Origin of the sequence: Bradyrhizobium genosp. SA-4 str. CB756, from assembly GCF_000473125.1 — a bacterium.
Lineage (GTDB): Bacteria > Pseudomonadota > Alphaproteobacteria > Rhizobiales > Xanthobacteraceae > Bradyrhizobium > Bradyrhizobium arachidis.
The window spans coordinates 6793006-6809445 of record NZ_KI421499.1 but is presented as its reverse complement, the minus strand read 5'-3'; the positions used below and the strand labels follow the sequence as shown (position 1 = coordinate 6809445).

18 protein-coding genes are annotated in these 16440 nt (G+C 64.6%); 12 read left to right on the top strand and 6 right to left on the bottom strand.

All coding sequences use genetic code 11. From position 1 onward, the window contains the following. Nucleotides 1-58: 58 nt before the first annotated feature. A complete protein-coding gene (locus BRAGE_RS0132660; RefSeq protein ID WP_027561083.1) occupies nt 59-703 on the bottom strand; it encodes a glutathione binding-like protein in 645 nt (214 codons plus the stop codon). A 106-nt stretch (nt 704-809) separates the two neighbouring features. Between BRAGE_RS0132660 and BRAGE_RS0132655 the strand changes: the two genes are divergently transcribed. Beyond that, nucleotides 810-1478, top strand: a complete 669-nt coding sequence (locus BRAGE_RS0132655) for a TetR/AcrR family transcriptional regulator (protein WP_027561082.1) — start codon at nt 810-812, stop codon at nt 1476-1478. A 190-nt stretch (nt 1479-1668) separates the two neighbouring features. Here BRAGE_RS0132655 and BRAGE_RS0132650 read toward each other — a convergent pair whose 3' ends face one another. Beyond that, nucleotides 1669-3636 carry a methyl-accepting chemotaxis protein gene (locus BRAGE_RS0132650; RefSeq protein WP_027561081.1) on the bottom strand — a complete coding sequence of 656 codons (1968 nt, stop codon included), beginning with the start codon at nt 3634-3636 and terminating at the stop codon, nt 1669-1671. Between the two features lie 303 nt (nt 3637-3939). After that, nucleotides 3940-4905, bottom strand: coding sequence for a 2-hydroxyacid dehydrogenase (locus BRAGE_RS0132645; RefSeq protein WP_027561080.1), 966 nt, complete (start codon nt 4903-4905; stop codon nt 3940-3942). A 143-nt stretch (nt 4906-5048) separates the two neighbouring features. On the opposite strand from BRAGE_RS0132645, the gene BRAGE_RS0132640 reads away from it, so the two are divergent. The 4 genes from BRAGE_RS0132640 (at nt 5049) to BRAGE_RS0132625 (ending at nt 7885) form a co-directional block, all read left to right on the top strand. Beyond that, nucleotides 5049-5417 carry a YciI family protein gene (locus BRAGE_RS0132640; RefSeq protein ID WP_027561079.1) on the top strand — a complete coding sequence of 123 codons (369 nt, stop codon included), beginning with the start codon at nt 5049-5051 and terminating at the stop codon, nt 5415-5417. After that, a complete protein-coding gene (locus BRAGE_RS0132635; protein WP_027561078.1) occupies nt 5414-6709 on the top strand; it encodes an RNA polymerase sigma factor in 1296 nt (431 codons plus the stop codon). The genes BRAGE_RS0132640 and BRAGE_RS0132635 overlap by 4 nt, the downstream gene beginning before the upstream one ends. A 185-nt stretch (nt 6710-6894) precedes the next feature. Beyond that, nucleotides 6895-7431 (top strand): SRPBCC family protein, encoded by a 537-nt coding sequence (locus tag BRAGE_RS0132630; protein ID WP_027561077.1) that lies wholly within the window; start codon nt 6895-6897, stop codon nt 7429-7431. A gap of 34 nt (nt 7432-7465) precedes the next feature. Beyond that, a complete protein-coding gene (locus BRAGE_RS0132625; protein ID WP_027561076.1) occupies nt 7466-7885 on the top strand; it encodes a VOC family protein in 420 nt (139 codons plus the stop codon). 329 nt (nt 7886-8214) lie between these two features. Here BRAGE_RS0132625 and BRAGE_RS0132615 read toward each other — a convergent pair whose 3' ends face one another. The 3 genes from BRAGE_RS0132615 to BRAGE_RS0132605 all read right to left on the bottom strand — a co-directional run bounded on the left by BRAGE_RS0132615 (nt 8215) and on the right by BRAGE_RS0132605 (nt 11497). Then, nucleotides 8215-8652, bottom strand: coding sequence for a hypothetical protein (locus BRAGE_RS0132615; protein ID WP_027561075.1), 438 nt, complete (start codon nt 8650-8652; stop codon nt 8215-8217). A gap of 152 nt (nt 8653-8804) precedes the next feature. Continuing rightward, a complete protein-coding gene (locus BRAGE_RS0132610) occupies nt 8805-9593 on the bottom strand; it encodes an SDR family NAD(P)-dependent oxidoreductase (RefSeq protein WP_027561074.1) in 789 nt (262 codons plus the stop codon). A 239-nt stretch (nt 9594-9832) separates the two neighbouring features. After that, nucleotides 9833-11497 carry a methyl-accepting chemotaxis protein gene (locus BRAGE_RS0132605; protein WP_027561073.1) on the bottom strand — a complete coding sequence of 555 codons (1665 nt, stop codon included), beginning with the start codon at nt 11495-11497 and terminating at the stop codon, nt 9833-9835. A 326-nt stretch (nt 11498-11823) separates the two neighbouring features. Between BRAGE_RS0132605 and BRAGE_RS0132600 the strand changes: the two genes are divergently transcribed. The 7 genes from BRAGE_RS0132600 (at nt 11824) to BRAGE_RS0132570 (ending at nt 16327) form a co-directional block, all read left to right on the top strand. Further along, a complete protein-coding gene (locus BRAGE_RS0132600; RefSeq protein ID WP_027561072.1) occupies nt 11824-12189 on the top strand; it encodes a nuclear transport factor 2 family protein in 366 nt (121 codons plus the stop codon). 226 nt (nt 12190-12415) lie between these two features. Next, the gene (locus tag BRAGE_RS0132595; protein ID WP_027561071.1) at nt 12416-12820 is read left to right on the top strand and encodes a YciI family protein; all 405 of its coding nucleotides are present in this window, start codon (nt 12416-12418) and stop codon (nt 12818-12820) included. A 58-nt stretch (nt 12821-12878) separates the two neighbouring features. Beyond that, nucleotides 12879-13244 (top strand): YciI family protein, encoded by a 366-nt coding sequence (locus BRAGE_RS0132590; protein ID WP_027561070.1) that lies wholly within the window; start codon nt 12879-12881, stop codon nt 13242-13244. A 172-nt stretch (nt 13245-13416) separates the two neighbouring features. Further along, nucleotides 13417-14169 carry a TetR/AcrR family transcriptional regulator gene (locus tag BRAGE_RS0132585; RefSeq protein ID WP_027561069.1) on the top strand — a complete coding sequence of 251 codons (753 nt, stop codon included), beginning with the start codon at nt 13417-13419 and terminating at the stop codon, nt 14167-14169. A 121-nt stretch (nt 14170-14290) separates the two neighbouring features. After that, nucleotides 14291-14782, top strand: a complete 492-nt coding sequence (locus BRAGE_RS0132580) for a DUF2852 domain-containing protein (RefSeq protein WP_027561068.1) — start codon at nt 14291-14293, stop codon at nt 14780-14782. A 149-nt stretch (nt 14783-14931) separates the two neighbouring features. Next, nucleotides 14932-15213, top strand: coding sequence for a hypothetical protein (locus BRAGE_RS55210; RefSeq protein WP_209440381.1), 282 nt, complete (start codon nt 14932-14934; stop codon nt 15211-15213). 145 nt (nt 15214-15358) lie between these two features. Next, a complete protein-coding gene (locus tag BRAGE_RS0132570) occupies nt 15359-16327 on the top strand; it encodes an AraC family transcriptional regulator (protein ID WP_027561067.1) in 969 nt (322 codons plus the stop codon). The last annotated feature ends 113 nt before the right edge of the window (nt 16328-16440 follow it).

The window sequence follows — 16440 nt, the reverse complement described above, 5'->3', positions numbered from 1 at the left end:
ACGACGCCGTCCCGGTTTGGCCGGGACGACGTCGCGATGCGAAGATATCGCGTTGGCCTCAAGCCGCCGCCTTCTTCCGCGCCTGCTCGGCCTTGTACAGCTCGAATTCCTCCGCGATCGCCTTCGCGATCGAGGGACGCTGGCGCAGGCGCTCGTAATAGGCCTTCACGTTCGGCCATTTCGCGAGCTCGATCGGCGGCGTCGCCATGGTCCAGTTGATGACCGTGACGAGATAGGCGTCGGCCACGCTGAAATGGTCGAGCAGGAACTCGCGCCCTTCCAGATACTTGTCGAGATAGTCGAGCCGCGACAGGTTCTTCTCCAGCACATAGGCCTTGGCTTCCTGCGGCGCCTTGCGGTCGAGCACGGGGATGAACAGACCCTTGTGCAGCTCGGTGCCGATGAAGCACAGCCATTGATGGAGCCGCGTACGCTCGATGCCCTGTGTCGCGCCGAGGCCGGATTGCGGAAAACGGTCCGCGACATATTGCAGGATTGCGGCGTTCTCGGTCAGCACCACGCCTTCGTCGGTGCGCAGCGTCGGCACGAGGCCGATCGGGTTCACGTTGCGGAAGTCGGTGCCGTCGTTCAGCACTTTCTTGGTCGGCGGATCAACTTCGAGATAGTTCGCGTCCGCGCCTGCTTCATAGAGCGCGACGCGGGTCGCCATGGAGCAGGCGAGCGGCGAGAAATACAGATCCATCTTGGGCCTCCTTGGGCAAAATCCTCTTGGGTGTCGCTCAACCTGGCCAGATTGATTTTTGTACCATCTTGCATAATATATCTACGGTCAAGGATTATTTTGCGAAATGGTACAAAAATCGAAACCGCCAGCTGCTGCCAGTGAACCCGAGCGCCGCGGCGAACCTAAGCGCCGGGGACGGCCGCGCACCTACGAGCCCGACGTCGCGCTCGGCAAGGCGCTCGACCTGTTCCGCAAGCAAGGTTTTGCGGCCACCTCGCTCGACGATCTCAGCGAAGCCACCGGCATGAACCGGCCGAGCCTTTATGGCGCCTTCGGCGACAAGCGCGAGCTCTACATCAAGAGCTACCAGCGCTATCGCGACGAAGCGGGCGAGGCGATGGTCGAGATCTTCCGCCAGGAGATGCCGCTGCGTCAGCGGCTGGAGCGCATCTACGCTTCCGCGCTGGACATCTATCTGTCCGGCGACACCGGCCCGCGCGGCTGCTTCACGGTGGTGACCGCGGCCTCCGAAGCCGTGAGCGATCCCGAGATCCGCGCCATGGTGCTCGATGGTCTCACCGGGCTCGACAAGGCTTTTACGAGCTGCTTCCGCCGCGCCAGGGAGAAAGGCGAGTTGCCGGAAAGTGCCGATCCGTTCGCGCTGGCGCAGATCGCCTCCGCCACCGTCCACACCATCGCCATCCGCTCGCGCGCCCGCGTCCCGCGCAAGGAGCTCGAGGCGATCGTGAAAGGCGCGATCGATGTGATGGTGGGTGCTGACGCCAAAACCTAAGTTGTCGTCCCGGACAAGCGTAGCGTAGCGGAGCGCAGATCCGGGACCCATAACCACAGGGAGTGGTTTGGCGATGACTAGGAGTTAAAAGTCTTCGGTACGATGATCGTGCGTTATCGATGGATCACGCGGTATGGGTCCTCACGTTCGCGAGGACGACACTGAACTTGGAGCGCCGCTCTTCGCGCAACTACGCCGCGCGAATCTGCGCGAGGAACCGATCCACCTCGTCCCGCAGCCGCTGCGACTGTTTCGACAGCTCGATCGCCGAGCCCAGCACTTCCTCGGCGGCCGTGCCGGTCGCTGCGATGCCGTCCGTGACGCCCGCGATGTTCTGCGAGACCTCGCCGGTGCGGGCGGCGGCCTGCTGGACGTTCTGCGCGATCTCCTGCGTCGCCGTGCCCTGCTGGCCGACGGCGGCGGCAATCGCCGCCGAGATCTCATCAACCTGCTGGATTGTCGCGCAGATCGACTGGATGCCATCCACCGCGCCTGATGTCTCGCCCTGCACGGCCGTGACCTGCGCGCCGATCTCTTCCGTCGCCTTTGCGGTCTGCGTCGCCAGTGCCTTCACCTCCGAGGCGACGACGGCAAAGCCGCGGCCGGCTTCGCCGGCGCGCGCCGCCTCGATCGTCGCATTCAGCGCCAGCAAATTGGTCTGGCCCGCGATGCCGTTGATGAAGGAGACGACGTCGCCGATTTTTTGCGCGGCGTCCGCGAGGCTCTGCACCCGCGCATTCGACGCCCGGCCGTCGCTGGCGGCCTTGCCGACGACCTCGGTCGCATGCGCGAGGCGGCGGCTGATCTCGGTCATCGATGAGGACAGTTCTTCCGCGGCGGCGGCCACCGTCTGCACGTTTTCCGAGGCCAGCGCCGAGGCCGACGACACGTTGCGGGTCTGCTGCCGGGACTGCTCGACGATGGCCGACATCGAGCGCGCGGTGTGCTCCATCTCGACTGCGGCCGAGGACACGGTGGTGACGACGTCGCGGATCGACGCTTCGAAATTGTCGGCGAGCGCAGCGAAGGCGCGCCGCTTCTCGGCTTCCGACTGCGCCTTGGCCTCGAGCTGATCGGCCTGGAGCTTGTTGAAGCTGACGGCATTGTCGCGGAACACCGCGACCGCCTTCACCATGGCACCGACCTCGTCATTCGCCTTGCTTGCGGGAACCTCGACGTCAAGCCGTCCGTCCGCGAGCTCGCGCATCACGCCTGTGATGGAGAGGATCGGGCGCGAGATGCTGCGGGCGATGAGATAGCCGACGACCGCCGCGAGCACGAGCCCGAGCGCGGCGATACCGAGCGAAAGCCACCAGGCGCGATCGGCGGACGCGACATAGTCGGCATTGTCCATCACCAGCTCGACCGCGCCGAGCGGCTTGCCGGAAAAGTCCCTGATCGGTCCGAGCAGCGCAGCGACCGGCGTCGTGTCCAGTTTCCCTTGCCGCACCGTAAAATCGCCGCCGGCAGCGCGGGCGTAATCCGCCGCATCGAAGAAGCTCTTGCCGTTCAGCGTGCCGCCGAACAGCTTGAAGCCGGAGCCGTCGGCGAGATGGAAGGCGACATCGACGTGGCGATTCGTCTTGAAGTCGTCGAGGAAGGACTGGCCGAAGGTCAGGCCGAACTCGACCGAACCGAGATGCTTGCCGGCCTGCGCGATTGGCACCACGCCGCGGATGCCGAGGCCGGCGACGCCGCCCTCGAGGCCGACCACGACCTTGCGCTCCTGATTGGCAATCAGAACCGTCTTGCGGAAGCCGGAGAGGTCGTCACCGAATTTGGCCGGCTGGTGCACGCGCAGGAACGACGTCGCTGGTGCAACATGGAACTGGAACTGCTCGACGCCGTAGTCCGATTTGGTCGCGGCAAACACCGGGCCGAACAGGCCGACGAGGGCGTTGCGGTCCTGCTTCGCCATCGCATCCTGCGTCGCCGGCATCGTGGCCACCACCGTGCTCATGGCGGCGGCGCGGCGGGATTCTTCGGCGATCCGCGACAGCAGCGCATCATAATGGCTGCGCAGTTCGCGCTGGTCGGCGCGGTCGATGATCCCTGAGATGATCCACATCGCGCCCAGCACGGCAAACAGCGCGGTCGCCGCCGCCGTCACCGCCAGCGCAACCGTGATCCGCATCCTGAGGCCGAGGCTCACCCGCATGTCCGACTCGTTGTTTCAGCGTTGGTTAACAACGCCTATCAACTTCTCGCTAAGAGAGGGTGAACGGGGCGGGGCGCGGGGTGGTTGTGGGGAGGCGGGTGGCTCTGGTGATCGGGCCACCCGCCAAGACAACGGTGTCGTCCCCGCGAAGGCGGGGACCCATAACCACAGCGAGTGGTTTGGCGAAGACTCGTTGTTCGGTACGGCTATCGTTTACGATCGACAGATCACGCGGTGTGGGTCCCCGCCTTCGCGGGGACGACACCGAGTATGAGGCGCCAGCGCTCGCGAAATCCCGCGGGCCTAATACCCTCTTCCCCGATCCACCACATTCTCCAGTGCGCCGCCCGCCTCGAATCGCGCGATCTGCTCGGCGACATAGGCCGAGATCGCGTCCGCATCCGTGTCGGCTGCGTTATGCGGCGTCAGCACCACCTTGGGATGGGTCCAGAACCGGCTGTCTTTCGGCTGCGGCTCCTGCACGAAGACGTCGAGCGAGGCGGCACCCAGCGTGCCGTCGTCGAGGCAGGCCAGGATGTCCGCTTCGTTCTGCAGGCCGCCGCGGCCGGCATTGATCAGCACCGGCGCGCCGAGCGGGCTCTTGCGGTTGAGCTTGGTGAAGACGTCGCGATTGAGGATGCCGTGCGTGTCGGGCGTCAGCGGCAGCAGCGACACCAGGATGTCGGTCTTGCGCAGGAAGGCGTCCATGCCTGCGGTGCCATGGAAGCACTCGACGCCTGCGATCGTGCGCGGGCTGCGGCTCCAGCCGGCGACGCGGAAGCCGAGCCGGCGCAGCACCTCGGCCGCGTCAGCGCCGAGCGTGCCGAGGCCCATCACGCCGACCGTCACCGCGCTCGCCGGCCATTGATATAGCGGCTCCCAGCGTTTGGCGCGCTGCGAGTCGCGCAAATAGAGCTCCTGGCGGTGGTGCATCAGCACGTGCAGCACGACATATTCGGTCATGCGGTTGGTGAGATCGGGCACGGCGACGCGCACCAGCGGCACGTCGGGCAGGCTCTTGTCCGCCATCAGCGCATCGACGCCGGCGCCGAGATTGAAGATCGCCCGCAGATTGGGGAAGGAGCCGAGGTCGCCCGGCACCGGCTTCCACACCGCGGCATAGTGCACCTCGGCCGGATCGAGGGAGGCATCCGGCAGCAGCACCACGCGGCGGCCGCCGCAGACCGCATCGAACCGGGCCTTCCAGCGCTCCGGCAGCCAGTTCTGCTGCGTGCTGTTGATCAGGACGGCCAGTGTGCCCATGCTCATTCGAAGTGCCTCGCAGGTTCCGCGTTCAAAAACCCTCCTTGGCACGATCCGCCGGATTTTTCTCGCAAATTTTTTCCGCAGCACTGTCGGGGCGGGGCATAGTGGACCGTCTTCAAAATGAGCGGTCAGGGAAGGTGCTGCCCATGCTTTATGCGATCCTTTGCTATCACGACGAGGACTTCGTCGGCTCCTGGAGCAGGGAGCAGGACGAGGCCGTGATGAAGAAGCTCGCCGTGGTGCAGGAGAAGCTGACGAGCCAAGGCCGGCTCGGCCCGGTGGCGCGGCTGCTGCCGACGACGGCCGCGGCGACCTTGCGCAAGGAGGACCCGCCGCTGGTGCTCGACGGCCCCTATGCCGAGACCAAGGAGCAGCTGCTCGGCTTCTACATCGTCGATTGCAAGAATCTCGACGACGCACTCGACGTTGCGCGCGACCTTGGCGCAGCCAATCCCGGCGGCGCCTATGAAGTGCGTCCCGTCGGCGTGTTCCGGCCCGGAGGAATTTCCGCGTGAGCGACACTGACACCGCCTGGATCGAGACCGCGCTGACCTCGGCGCGACCCCAGGCGGTCGGCGCGCTCTTGCGCTATTTCCGCGATCTCGACACGGCCGAGGAGGCCTTCCAGAACGCCTGCCTGCGCGCGCTGAAGACCTGGCCGCAGAACGGGCCGCCGCGCGATCCCGCGGCCTGGCTGATCATGGTCGGCCGCAACGTCGCGATCGACGAGGTGCGCCGCGCCCGCAAGCAGCAGCCGCTGCCGGAGGACGACCAGGCGATCTCCGATCTCGACGATGCCGAGGGCGCACTCGCCGAGCGGCTCGACGGCTCGCATTATCGCGACGACATCTTGCGGCTGATGTTCATCTGCTGCCATCCGCAACTGCCGGCGACGCAGCAGATCGCGCTCGCCTTGCGCATCGTCTCCGGCTTGACGGTGAAGCAGATCGCGCGTGCCTTCCTGGTGTCGGAGGCGGCGATGGAGCAGCGCATCACCCGCGCCAAGGCCAAGGTCGCCGAGGCGGGGACGCCCTTCGAGGCGCCCGGCGCGGTCGAGCGCTCCGAGCGGCTCGCCGGCGTCGCCGCGATGATCTACCTGATCTTCAACGAGGGCTATTCGGCGAGCGGCGACACTGCCGAGATCAGGAAGCCGCTCTGCGAGGAGGCGATCCGGTTGGCGCGGCTGCTGCTGCGGCTGTTCCAGAGCGAGCCGGAGATCATGGGGCTGACGTCGCTGATCCTGTTGCAGCATGCCCGCAGCGCGGCGCGCTTTGCCGCCGACGGTTCGCTGATCCTGCTCGACGACCAGGATCGTTCGCTGTGGAACGGCGCCATGATCGCGGAAGGCCTCGCGCTGATCGACAAGGCGATGCGCCATCGGCGCACCGGGCCCTACCAGATCCAGGCCGCGATCGCCGCGCTGCATGCGCGCGCGGCGACACCGGAGGAGACCGACTGGACCCAGATCGACCTGCTCTATGGTGCGCTGGAGGTGGTGCAGCCTTCGCCGGTGGTGACGCTCAACCGCGCCGTCGCGGTGTCCAAGGTGCGCGGACCGCAAGCCGCGCTCGACCTGATCGAGCCGCTGGCGCCGAAACTTGCCAACTACTTCCATTTCTATGGCGTGCGCGGCGCCTTCCTGATGCAACTCGGCCGCAACGACGAAGCCCGCATCGCCTTCGACCGCGCCATCGCCCTCGCCAACACCTCGGCCGAAGCCGCCCACATCCGCATGCATCTCGATCGCCTGATCCGCGACAGCCAGCCGAAGGGCGGCGGCGCGAGGCAGGGGGCGACAGCTAAGTAGGCCCATCTCCTTCCTCATCGTCATGCCCGGGCTCGACCCGGGCATCCACGTCTTTCCATCCGGACAAAGAACGTGGATGGCCGGGACAAGCCCGGCCACGACGGGCAGTGCCAAAAAATCATTCCATCAATTGTCGGTCTCGGCCGTTCCCCTTCGTCTTAATCCCATATCCATGGGAGTCATTCATGCTGAAAGCTGTTGCCATTGCCGCCGTCGTGCTCGCGGTCGGAATTGCGGCCATCGTCGTCTTCGCCCTGACGAAACCCGACACGTTCCGTGTCGAACGCTCGATCGCCGTGAAGGCGCCGGCCGCTGCGATCTATCCGCTGGTGTCCGATTTCCGCTTCTGGACCGGCTGGTCGCCCTACGAGAACCGTGATCCCGCCATGAAGCGCACCTACGGCGGAACCGCGGCAGGAAAGGGCGCGACCTATGCCTGGGACGGCAACAACAATGTCGGCGCCGGCCACATGGAGATCCTCGAGGGGAATACGCCGTCGAAGCTCCGCATCAAGCTCGATTTCGAGCGCCCGTTCGAAGGTCACAACACCGCCGAGTTCACCTTTGTGCCGCAAGGCGATGCCACACTGGTCACATGGGCGATGTACGGTCCGGCCCCGTTCATGTCGAAGCTCATGCAGGTCTTCATCAACATGGACAACATGATCGGCAAGGACTTCGAGGCCGGTCTCGCCAGCCTGAAGAAGCTCACCGAGAAGTAACGCCCTCAAGCAAGCGAAGAAGAGGAGAGAAACGATGCTCAGTGCCTATCTGTTCTATCAGGACACCTGCGAAGCGGCGTTCAACTATTACGCCAAGATTCTCGGCGGCAAGATCGACGCCATGATGCGCCTGTCGGAAGCGCCGGCGTCGGATATGCCTCCCGGCCCGCCCGGCCGCGAGAAGACGATCATGCATGCGCGGATGACGCTGCCCGGCGGCGCCGTGCTGATGGGCTCCGACACGCCGCCCGAGCATTTTCACAAGCCGCAAGGCTTTTCGATCTCGCTCACGGTGATGGATCCCGCGGAGGGCGAGCGCAAGTTCAAAGCGCTTGCCGATGGTGGCACCGTCACCATGCCCTTCAGCAAGACGTTCTGGGCCAAGGGCTTTGGCATGTGCGTCGACAAGTTCGGCATTCCCTGGATGGTGAACTGTCCCGCCGAAGGCATGTAGGCCCGCTCGGCCGCTTGATGCGGTGAGCGAAAATTGCGGTCCGCGTCGTCATATCGCGCGGACCGCAGCGCACAACAATTGGCGCAAGATTAAGCTGTCATCTCCGTGACAAAATTGTTAATCCTCGTTCACAAGACCGATAAACCGGGATGAACGGACTTGGAAGGGGGAGCGACCGATGGCAGCGGCGCTACAGATCAATTTTGCTCTTTGGGGGATGCTCATCTGCGCAAGCTTGAAGCTGGCGCCGTTGATCCAGACTCTTCTTTAGAGGAACCGCCGGTGTCTGCCGCGCTCTATGCGGGCAGGAGCAGCCGGCCGCGAAAACCTCATCGGCAGCGCGGATAGATCGCGGCGAGATCGCGCCCTTTCAGCAAGAGCAGCCGCGAGGTGAGGCCGCCGCGGCGGCTGATCCAGTCGCGCACCGGGCCGGGATAGGCGGCGAGCACCGCCTCGGATGCTTCCGGCTCGGCATAGAAGCGCCCGCGCCGGTCAACCGACCGCGCTGCATGGAAGCCGAGCACAGCCCGCTTCGTCACGCAGATGCGCTCGCCCGGCACGATGCTCAGCACCAGCGTGCAGGCGGACAGGCACGGACCATCGATCACCACGCGCTCGCCGCTCTCACGCACCTGCTCGAACAGATCGAGGAACGGCCCGACCTGCCCGCCCGGCGACTGGATGATGCGAATTTCGGCCGCGGCGGGCGCGGCGGCCAGCAGCGCAGATGCGAGCATCAGGACTTTGAGGACGGTGATGCGTTGCATGAACTCTCCACCAACTCGGTTTCGTAGGGTGGGCAAAGCCACCGGGTCGCGCGCCCGATGACGGACTTAGCGTGCCCACCAATGGCGCCGCAAATTGGGAGAATTGGTGGGCACGGCGCGTTGCGCCTTTGCCCACCCTACAAATCCCGCGCCTACCCGTTCCGCCGCTGCCCGCGCAGCGTCGGCAGGCCGATGCCGGCTGCATCGAAGCCGCCATCAACGGCCAAAATTTGGCCGGTGATGTAGCTCGATCGTTCCGAGCAGAAGAAGTAGATCGCCTCGGCGAGTTCCTCTTCCAGGCCGTAGCGGTTGAGCGGAATGGCGTCGTGATAGTCGGCGCGGATTTCCCTCGTATGCACCTGCTTCGCCATCGCGGTGTCGACCGGCCCCGGCGCCACAGCATTGACGCGGATGTTGAGCGAGGCGAGCTCGACCGCGAGCTGTTTCGTGAGGTGCGCGAGGCCCGCTTTGCTGGTGCCGTAGGCCGAGCGCAGCGTCGAGGCGCGCACCGCCGAGATCGAGGTGATGTTGACGATGGCGCCGCCGCCCTGCTCGCGCATCAAGGGCACCGCCGCCTTGGTGCACAGGAACGGACCGGTGAGGTTGACTGCCATGATCCTGGTCCAGTCCACGTCGCTGGTCTCCAGGACCGGCGCGAACACGGCGACGCCGGCATTGTTGACGAGCGCATCGAGCCGGCCAAAACGGCTCATGATTGCGGCCATTGCAGCTCCGACGGCCGCCGCGTCGGACACATCGCAGCTGATCGCCAGCGTGTCATCGGGCTTGTCCAGCGCCGCGGCCGCGCTCGCCTGCAACTCGCCCTCGATATCGAGCAGTGCCACGCGCCAGCCCTCATCCAGGAATTTTTTCGCCGTCGCAAGCCCGATGCCGCGCGCGGCTCCGGTGACGAGGGCGACTTTTTGCGGGGCAGGGGGCATGGGGGATCTGTCCTTCTGGCGGAAACGGAAGCCGCACGGGCGGCCAGCGCCTTTTACTGCGCTTTCGTTCCGGCAAGAAGGGCGACAATCTATCTCCGTCACCCTGAGGTGGCCGCTTCTTTAGCGGCCCTCGAAGGGCGACGGCCCGGCTGCAGCGGGGCCGATTCATCCTTCGAGGCTCACCGTGCTGTGCACGGCGAGCACCTCAGGATGACGGGCAGAGAGAGTGAGTCCGCTATTTAAGACAGCTCCGCCGACGCGCGCTGCATGTTGGCCGACATGTCTGCCGTCACGATGCTCTGCTCCTCGACCGCGGCGGCGGTGGAGGCGATGAACTCGTTGACGCCGGCGATCGCGGCCTTGATCGCCGTGAGAGAGCTCGCGACGTCGCCGGAGATGGTGTTCAGCGCGTCGATTTCGGACGTGATCGTGTCCGTCGCCTGCTTGGCCTGATTGGCGAGGCTCTTCACCTCGGAGGCCACCACGGCAAAGCCGCGGCCGGCTTCGCCCGCGCGCGCCGATTCAATCGTGGCATTGAGCGCCAGCAGATTGATCTGGCCGGTGATGCCCGAGATCATCTCGACGATGCCGCTCATCGCCTGCGCTGCCGCGGTCAGCCGCTGCGCCTGGCCGTCGGCGGCTTCGACGCGGCTCGTCGCCATCTTGGACGTCTCGCGCGATTTCGTCATGGTCTCGGAGATCTCGCGGATCGAGGCGCTCATCTGCTCGCTGCCGGCGGCAACCGCCTCGATCAGCCCGCGGGCGTTGTCGGCCTTCTTGCGGCCGATCGCCTGCGCGGTGATGTCGGTGGCGTATTTCACCACCTTGTAGGGCTTGCCGTTGAGGTCGAAGATCGGGTTGTAGGACGCCTGGATCCAGATCTCGCGGCCGCCCTTGGCGATGCGCTTGTATTCGGCGGCCTGGTATTCGCCGCGATTGAGCCTCTCCCAGAATTGCCGGTAGGCTATCGAGTTCTTCTCGTTCGGTTCGACGAACATGGAGTGGTGCTGGCCCTTGATCTCGGCCAGCGAATATCCCATCGCCTTCAGGAAATTGTCGTTGGCGATGCGGATGGTGCCGTCCATGTTGAACTCGATCACCGCCTGCGACTTCTGGATCGCGGCGAGCTGGCCGTCATTGTCGGCCGCTTTCATCTTTTGCGCGGTGACGTCGGTTGCGAACTTCACCACCTTGAACGGCCGGCCCATCTCGTCGAGGATCGGGTTGTAGGTCGCGAGAATCCAGATCTCCTTGGCTCCCTTGCCGAGCCGTTTGTATTCGGCGGCCTCGAACTCGCCCCGGTTCAGCTTGGCCCAGAACGCAGCATAGGCCGCGCTGGCGCGATCCTCCGGCGTCACGAACATGCTGTGGTGCTTGCCCTTGATCTCGTCGAGCGAATAGCCCATCGCGGCCAGGAAATTCTCGTTGGCGGTGACGATGGTGCCGTCCATGTTGAACTCGATCACGGCCTGCGCGCGGTTGATCGCGGCGATCTTGCCGGAATCCTCCATAGTCTTGATCTTGTACGCCGTGATGTCGGTGGCGAACTTGATGAAGCTGACCACCTTGCCGCTCTCGTCGCGCAGCGGCGCGTAGGAGGCGTGGACCCAGACTTCCTTGCCGCCCTTGCCGAAGCGCTTGTATTGCGTGGTCTGGAATTCGCCGCGGTTCAGGCTGGCCCAGAAATCGCGATAGCGAGCGCTCTCGCGCTCGGTCGGGCTGACGAAGATGCTGTGATGCTTGCCCTTGATCTCGGCGAGCGTGTAACCGCTCATCTTGAGCAGGTTCTCATTGGCATCGAGGATGGTGCCGTCGAGGCCGAACTCGATCACCGCCTGGGACCGATCGAGCGCTTCGACCTCTGCAATCGCATGCCTGACTTTCTTGCTTTGAAAATTGAACACGTATGCCCCGCAATGTTCTGATTCGAATCGGCAGGATTGACATCCTGTTTGCCCTGACTCGAAAAGTTGCACGGGCTTCTTGAGCAACTGTAAATCCTTGCAAAGATTGGCATCTGTTCCGCAGCTGCCCGTGCCGCGGCCATGTCGTTCAACTCGCATGCCTTCCGGATTCATATGCACGGCGAAGTTCATAGGTCGTGCCGTAGTACTACGGACGCGCATGCGCATTTTTTCTCGCGACGTGATGGCGCCGCGATGGGGATGTCGGTTTGTTCGAGGGTGAATCGTCTTCCATGAGCCAAAGGCATTTACTGCGGAGACGATCGATGCCCGATGACAATGAGCGCGTGATTCGAGACCTGTTTGCCGCCTATCTCGCCAATGACCGGCAACGGGTCAGCGATGCCCTCGCCGATAATTTCCGCTTCACCAGCCCGTTCGACGATGATCTCGACAAGGCGGCCTATTTCGAACGTTGCTGGAAGGACACCGGCTGGATCGCGCGCCATGAGATCGAGCGCATCTTCGTCCGCGGGGACGAGGCCTTCGTCACCTATCATTGCCTGGCCAGAGATGGCAGGAGCTTTCGCAACACCGAGTTCTTCGCCCTGGCGGCGGGCAAGGTCCGCCGGATCGAGGTCTATTTCGGCGCTGCCTTCCGGGATGGCCGGTTCGAGCCGCAGCCGCGCTAAAGATGATCCGGAAAAGTGCGCGGCGGTTTTCCGAAAAGATCATGCGCAAACAACAGCCTACAGCGCGATGACGATTCGTCCCAATCTCATCGCGCTTTAGTGCCACGCAATAACCTGCCGAATAATTTTCGCGGCCTTGTCGGTTCCGTAGGATCCCGCTCGTCTTGGAGGTGAGGGAGGGCGGCTCTGCCGCCCCTCTCTCCGACAGCGAAAGCAAGGAACTCCCATGCGATTCATGATGCTGATGATCCCGCTCGGCTACGAGACCGCGCCGCCGGACGTTCAACTCGATCCCGAGCGCGTCGCCGCGATGATGCGCTACAACGAGGCGCTGAAGGATGCCGGCGTGCTGATCACACTCGATGGCCTGCACCCGCCGTCGATGGGCGCGCGCGTCTCGTTTGTGACCGGCGAGCCGGTGGTGACCGACGGCCCCTTCGCGGAGGCCAAGGAAGTCCTGGGCGGCTACTGGATGATCGAGGTTGCCTCGCGCGCCGAAGCGATCGCCTGGGCCAAGAAGTGCCCGGCCTCCGCCAACGAAATCATCGAGATCCGGCAGGTGCAGGAAATGTCCGACTTTCCGCCTGACGTGCAGGCGGCCGCCGCCGGCTTTGACGACCTCAAGAAATAGCGACCGTGGCCGCCGTGAATTCACGGCGGCCGTCAATCGATCAACAAGGAGAGAACCGATGAGCACCGAACACAAATTCCTCGCCGTCTATCTTGGCAGCATGAGCGGCGAGAAAATGAAGGCATGGCACGCGATGCCCGAAGCCGAACGGAAGGCCAAAGAGCGCGAGGGCATGGCCGCTTGGCATGGCTGGGTCGAGAAGCACAAGGACGTCATCGTCGAGATGGGCGGCCCGCTCGGCAAGACCCGCCGGATCGACGCAAGCGGCATCACCGAGATCAGCAACGCGCTGACCGGCTTCACGGTGATCCGGGCCGCCTCGCAGGAGGAAGCTGCAAAACTATTCGAGAATCATCCGCACTTTGCGATCTTCCCGGGCGAGGCCATCGAGGTCATGCCCGTGCTCGCGATTCCGCAGATGTAGCGGCCGCTGACCGTCATTCGGGGGCGATGCGAAGCATTCCGGAATCTCGAGATTCCGGGTTCGGTCCTGCGGACAGCCCCGGAATGACGATTGTGACCGTGGAAGTACGGGGTTAATCACGCCTGATCCCCGCTAGTGACCTTCACGCGCGGCTCATGTAAAAGTCGTTCACATGAGCTGGCGCAAGGAGCAGCGCCGCGCCGAGCGCGGCTATCACCACGGTAATCTGAAGGAAGCACTTCTGCAGGCCGCCCTCGGGCTGATCGCCGAGAAGGGCGCGGCCGGCTTCACCTTCGCCGATGCCGCACGCATGGCCGGCGTCAGTGCGGCGGCGCCCTACCGGCATTTTCGCGACCGCGACGAGCTGTTGTCCTCGATCGCCCAGCGCGGCTTTGAACAGTTTGAATCGCGGCTGACCGCAGCCTGGGACGATGGGCGTCCCGACACCGTCACCGCGTTCGAGCGGGTCGGCCGGGCCTATCTATCCTTCGCCCGCGAAGAGCCCGCGTTCTACAACGCGATGTTCGAATCCGGCCTGCCGGTCGATGCCAATCCGGCGCTGCAGGCCGCAAGCGAGCGCGCTTTTAACGTCATTCGCGCCGCCGCCGAGCGCCTCGCCGCGCTCGCACCTCCAGGCACGCCGCGTCCGCCTGCGATGATGATGGCGCTGCACATCTGGTCGATGGCGCACGGCGTCGCCTCGCTGTTCTCCCGAGGCGATGCCGCGCGGCGCAAGCTGCCGATGTCGCCGGACGAGCTGCTCGAGGCCGAGGTGCTGATCTATCTCCGCGGCCTCGGCTTCCCGACCGACCGCCGGCCGCCCGCGAAGGGCGCCGAGCCGCCGCCGGTGCCGCCGGAGGCTTCCTCCGGTTCTGGAGTGCCGCCGGGCGGCACCCCAGGTGGTCCTTGGGGCAAGCCGAAATAAAGTTGCGCAAATAATTCCGCCGGCCTGTCGGGTGGCCAGCTTGACAAAATCGCGGGATGGTCTAGCTATGTAAATGTTATTTACATTCACAACGGCGCTGGTGCCGTGATGGAGATGGGAAATGGCCTACACCGCTGATGTCAATCGATGGCGCGGCCCCTCGGACCAACAGCAATCGTACGAGCGGCCCCACATGCTCGATACGCCCTGGCATCCTGGCTGGATTGCCGTGACCATTCTCGGCTTCATCATCTGGTGGCCGATCGGACTTGCCCTTCTCTTTTTCACACTCGGGAGCAGAAGAATGTCGTGCTGGAGCCACCAGGATCGCTGGCAGAACAAGATGGAGCGGATGCAGTACAAGATGGATCGCATGCGTGACCGCATGGAGCGCCGCGGCTTCGGCTTCGGGTTCGGCCCGCCGTCCTCCGGCAACCGCGCCTTCGACGAATACCGCTCCGAGACGCTGCAGCGGCTCGAGGAAGAGCAGCGCGAGTTCAAGGATTTCCTGACCCGTCTGCGTCACGCCAAGGACAAGGAAGAGTTCGACCAGTTCATGGCGCAGCACAAGACGCGTCCGACCCCGCCGCCGACCGACCAGCAGCAGGGCTGATCTGAAGCCGACACCTCTCAAAGCCTTCAGGCGCATGCCCCCAAAGTCCTGATGGCCCCGAGCCGCCCGTCTGCGCAACCCGCAGGCGGGCGGTTTGGTTTGGGACCAGGACCCGCCAACCAGTCGTCATGGCCGGGACAAGCCCGGCCATGACGATGTTGAAGCATCCGTTTTCAGAACCAACTGCCGACGGCCCGACACTAAGACTTGCGAGCACCGCTTTGGCCGGCGCTCACGTCTGGGTCAAACGCATCATGGACCTCTACACGCGCTTTCTGCTCGGCCTGACCGCCCTTGCGGTGCTCGGCTACATTGGCGCTGTCTATGGCGGCTGCGCGGCCGATCCCGACTGCCATTTTCGCTCTTGTGCCGGCGGCCGCTCGTTTTGCGGCGTCGTGTACGGCCATGCACAGGAAAACAAGGCGCCATAGCACCCGGTCAACGCGACTGTCATGCAGCGTTTACGCTGTCGCCCATGCGGCGCAACAAAATGGCGGACAACCTTGACGGGTTGAACCAGTTTGTGGCGACTAGCGACGAAGAGGCTTCGCCTCTCCCCGTGAATGCACTTTGTGAATGTCCCAGCCCCAACATCTCTCGCTCGACACCGCCATGCTGCCCGAGCGCGATCGCCTCGCCGTTTGGCGCGAGGTCTATGGCCGCGTGCTGTTCAACATCGAGATCGATCCGATCCCGGGCTTTCCCTTCGAGGCACGAACCGAATTGCGCCGCCTGCCTGCGGCGGGATTGTCGTCGGGCTGGCGGACGCCGGCGCATTTCCGCATCACGCGCCCGCTGCTTGCCACGGCCTCCGACAACGTTGTCCTCGCGGTGGTGCTGCGCGGCCGCGCCGAGGCCTCTCAGCTCGGACGCGAGCTGGAAGTGCCGCAAGGCGGTGCCGTGCTGATGACGACCTGCGATGTCGGTCGTCACACGCTGCTCGATCGCGGCCGTCATCTCAGCGTTCAACTGCCCCGGCAGGCTCTTGCACCGTTCGTCCGCGATTACGAGGACCGCCTGCTGCGGCCGATCGATCCGGGCGCGCCGGCGCTGAAGCTGCTGCGCGGCTACGTCCTCGGCGCCATGGCCATGGGTGAAGCGGCCGGAGCGGAGATGCAGCGTCTGGCCGCGCAGCATCTGCGCGATCTCATCGCCTTGATCTGCGGTGTGCCGGAGGACGAGGTCGCCGCCCAGGGCAACGGCCCGCGCGCGGCGCGTCTGAACCTTGCCAAGCTCGCGATCAGATCGCGGCTCGGCCACGGCGATCTGTCGGCGGAAAGCATCGGAGCATTGCAGCGGGTCTCGGCCGACTACATCAGGAAGCTTTTCCGCGACGAGGGCACCTCCTTCCACGACTTCGTGCTGGAGGAGCGGCTGGCGCAAGTGCATGCCAGTCTCGCCGATCCGCTCAGGGCTCATGAGAGCATCGCCCGTCTCGCGCTCGCCGCGGGTTTCGGCGACATCTCCTATTTCAATCGCTGCTTCCGCCGTCGCTTCGGCCTGTCTCCGTCCGAGCATCGCAAGGCCCATCCATCGGCCGAATAGAAGCGGTCCCTTGTGGCAAGCGCGCAACAGAGCGCCAAATAGCGCGCCCAGTCGCGCCCAGTCCCAGCCGCAAGTCGTGTCCTCTCCAAGTCGCGCTGGCCTCGCCCCTGTAC

What these genes read in the sequence shown, in the direction of transcription:
- BRAGE_RS0132585 (WP_027561069.1), top strand. Translation starts at nt 13,417, where the DNA reads ATGAGCTGGCGCAAGGAGCAGCGCCGCGCCGAGCGCGGCTATCACCAC.
- BRAGE_RS0132625 (WP_027561076.1), top strand. Translation starts at nt 7,466, where the DNA reads ATGCTCAGTGCCTATCTGTTCTATCAGGACACCTGCGAAGCGGCGTTC.
- BRAGE_RS0132650 (WP_027561081.1), bottom strand. Translation starts at nt 3,636, where the DNA reads ATGCGGGTGAGCCTCGGCCTCAGGATGCGGATCACGGTTGCGCTGGCG.
- BRAGE_RS0132570 (WP_027561067.1), top strand. Translation starts at nt 15,359, where the DNA reads ATGTCCCAGCCCCAACATCTCTCGCTCGACACCGCCATGCTGCCCGAG.
- BRAGE_RS0132655 (WP_027561082.1), top strand. Translation starts at nt 810, where the DNA reads ATGGTACAAAAATCGAAACCGCCAGCTGCTGCCAGTGAACCCGAGCGC.
- BRAGE_RS0132630 (WP_027561077.1), top strand. Translation starts at nt 6,895, where the DNA reads ATGCTGAAAGCTGTTGCCATTGCCGCCGTCGTGCTCGCGGTCGGAATT.
- BRAGE_RS0132660 (WP_027561083.1), bottom strand. Translation starts at nt 703, where the DNA reads ATGGATCTGTATTTCTCGCCGCTCGCCTGCTCCATGGCGACCCGCGTC.
- BRAGE_RS0132645 (WP_027561080.1), bottom strand. Translation starts at nt 4,905, where the DNA reads ATGAGCATGGGCACACTGGCCGTCCTGATCAACAGCACGCAGCAGAAC.
- BRAGE_RS0132595 (WP_027561071.1), top strand. Translation starts at nt 12,416, where the DNA reads ATGCGATTCATGATGCTGATGATCCCGCTCGGCTACGAGACCGCGCCG.
- BRAGE_RS0132590 (WP_027561070.1), top strand. Translation starts at nt 12,879, where the DNA reads ATGAGCACCGAACACAAATTCCTCGCCGTCTATCTTGGCAGCATGAGC.
- BRAGE_RS0132640 (WP_027561079.1), top strand. Translation starts at nt 5,049, where the DNA reads ATGCTTTATGCGATCCTTTGCTATCACGACGAGGACTTCGTCGGCTCC.
- BRAGE_RS55210 (WP_209440381.1), top strand. Translation starts at nt 14,932, where the DNA reads ATGACGATGTTGAAGCATCCGTTTTCAGAACCAACTGCCGACGGCCCG.
- BRAGE_RS0132615 (WP_027561075.1), bottom strand. Translation starts at nt 8,652, where the DNA reads ATGCAACGCATCACCGTCCTCAAAGTCCTGATGCTCGCATCTGCGCTG.
- BRAGE_RS0132580 (WP_027561068.1), top strand. Translation starts at nt 14,291, where the DNA reads ATGGCCTACACCGCTGATGTCAATCGATGGCGCGGCCCCTCGGACCAA.
- BRAGE_RS0132600 (WP_027561072.1), top strand. Translation starts at nt 11,824, where the DNA reads ATGCCCGATGACAATGAGCGCGTGATTCGAGACCTGTTTGCCGCCTAT.
- BRAGE_RS0132610 (WP_027561074.1), bottom strand. Translation starts at nt 9,593, where the DNA reads ATGCCCCCTGCCCCGCAAAAAGTCGCCCTCGTCACCGGAGCCGCGCGC.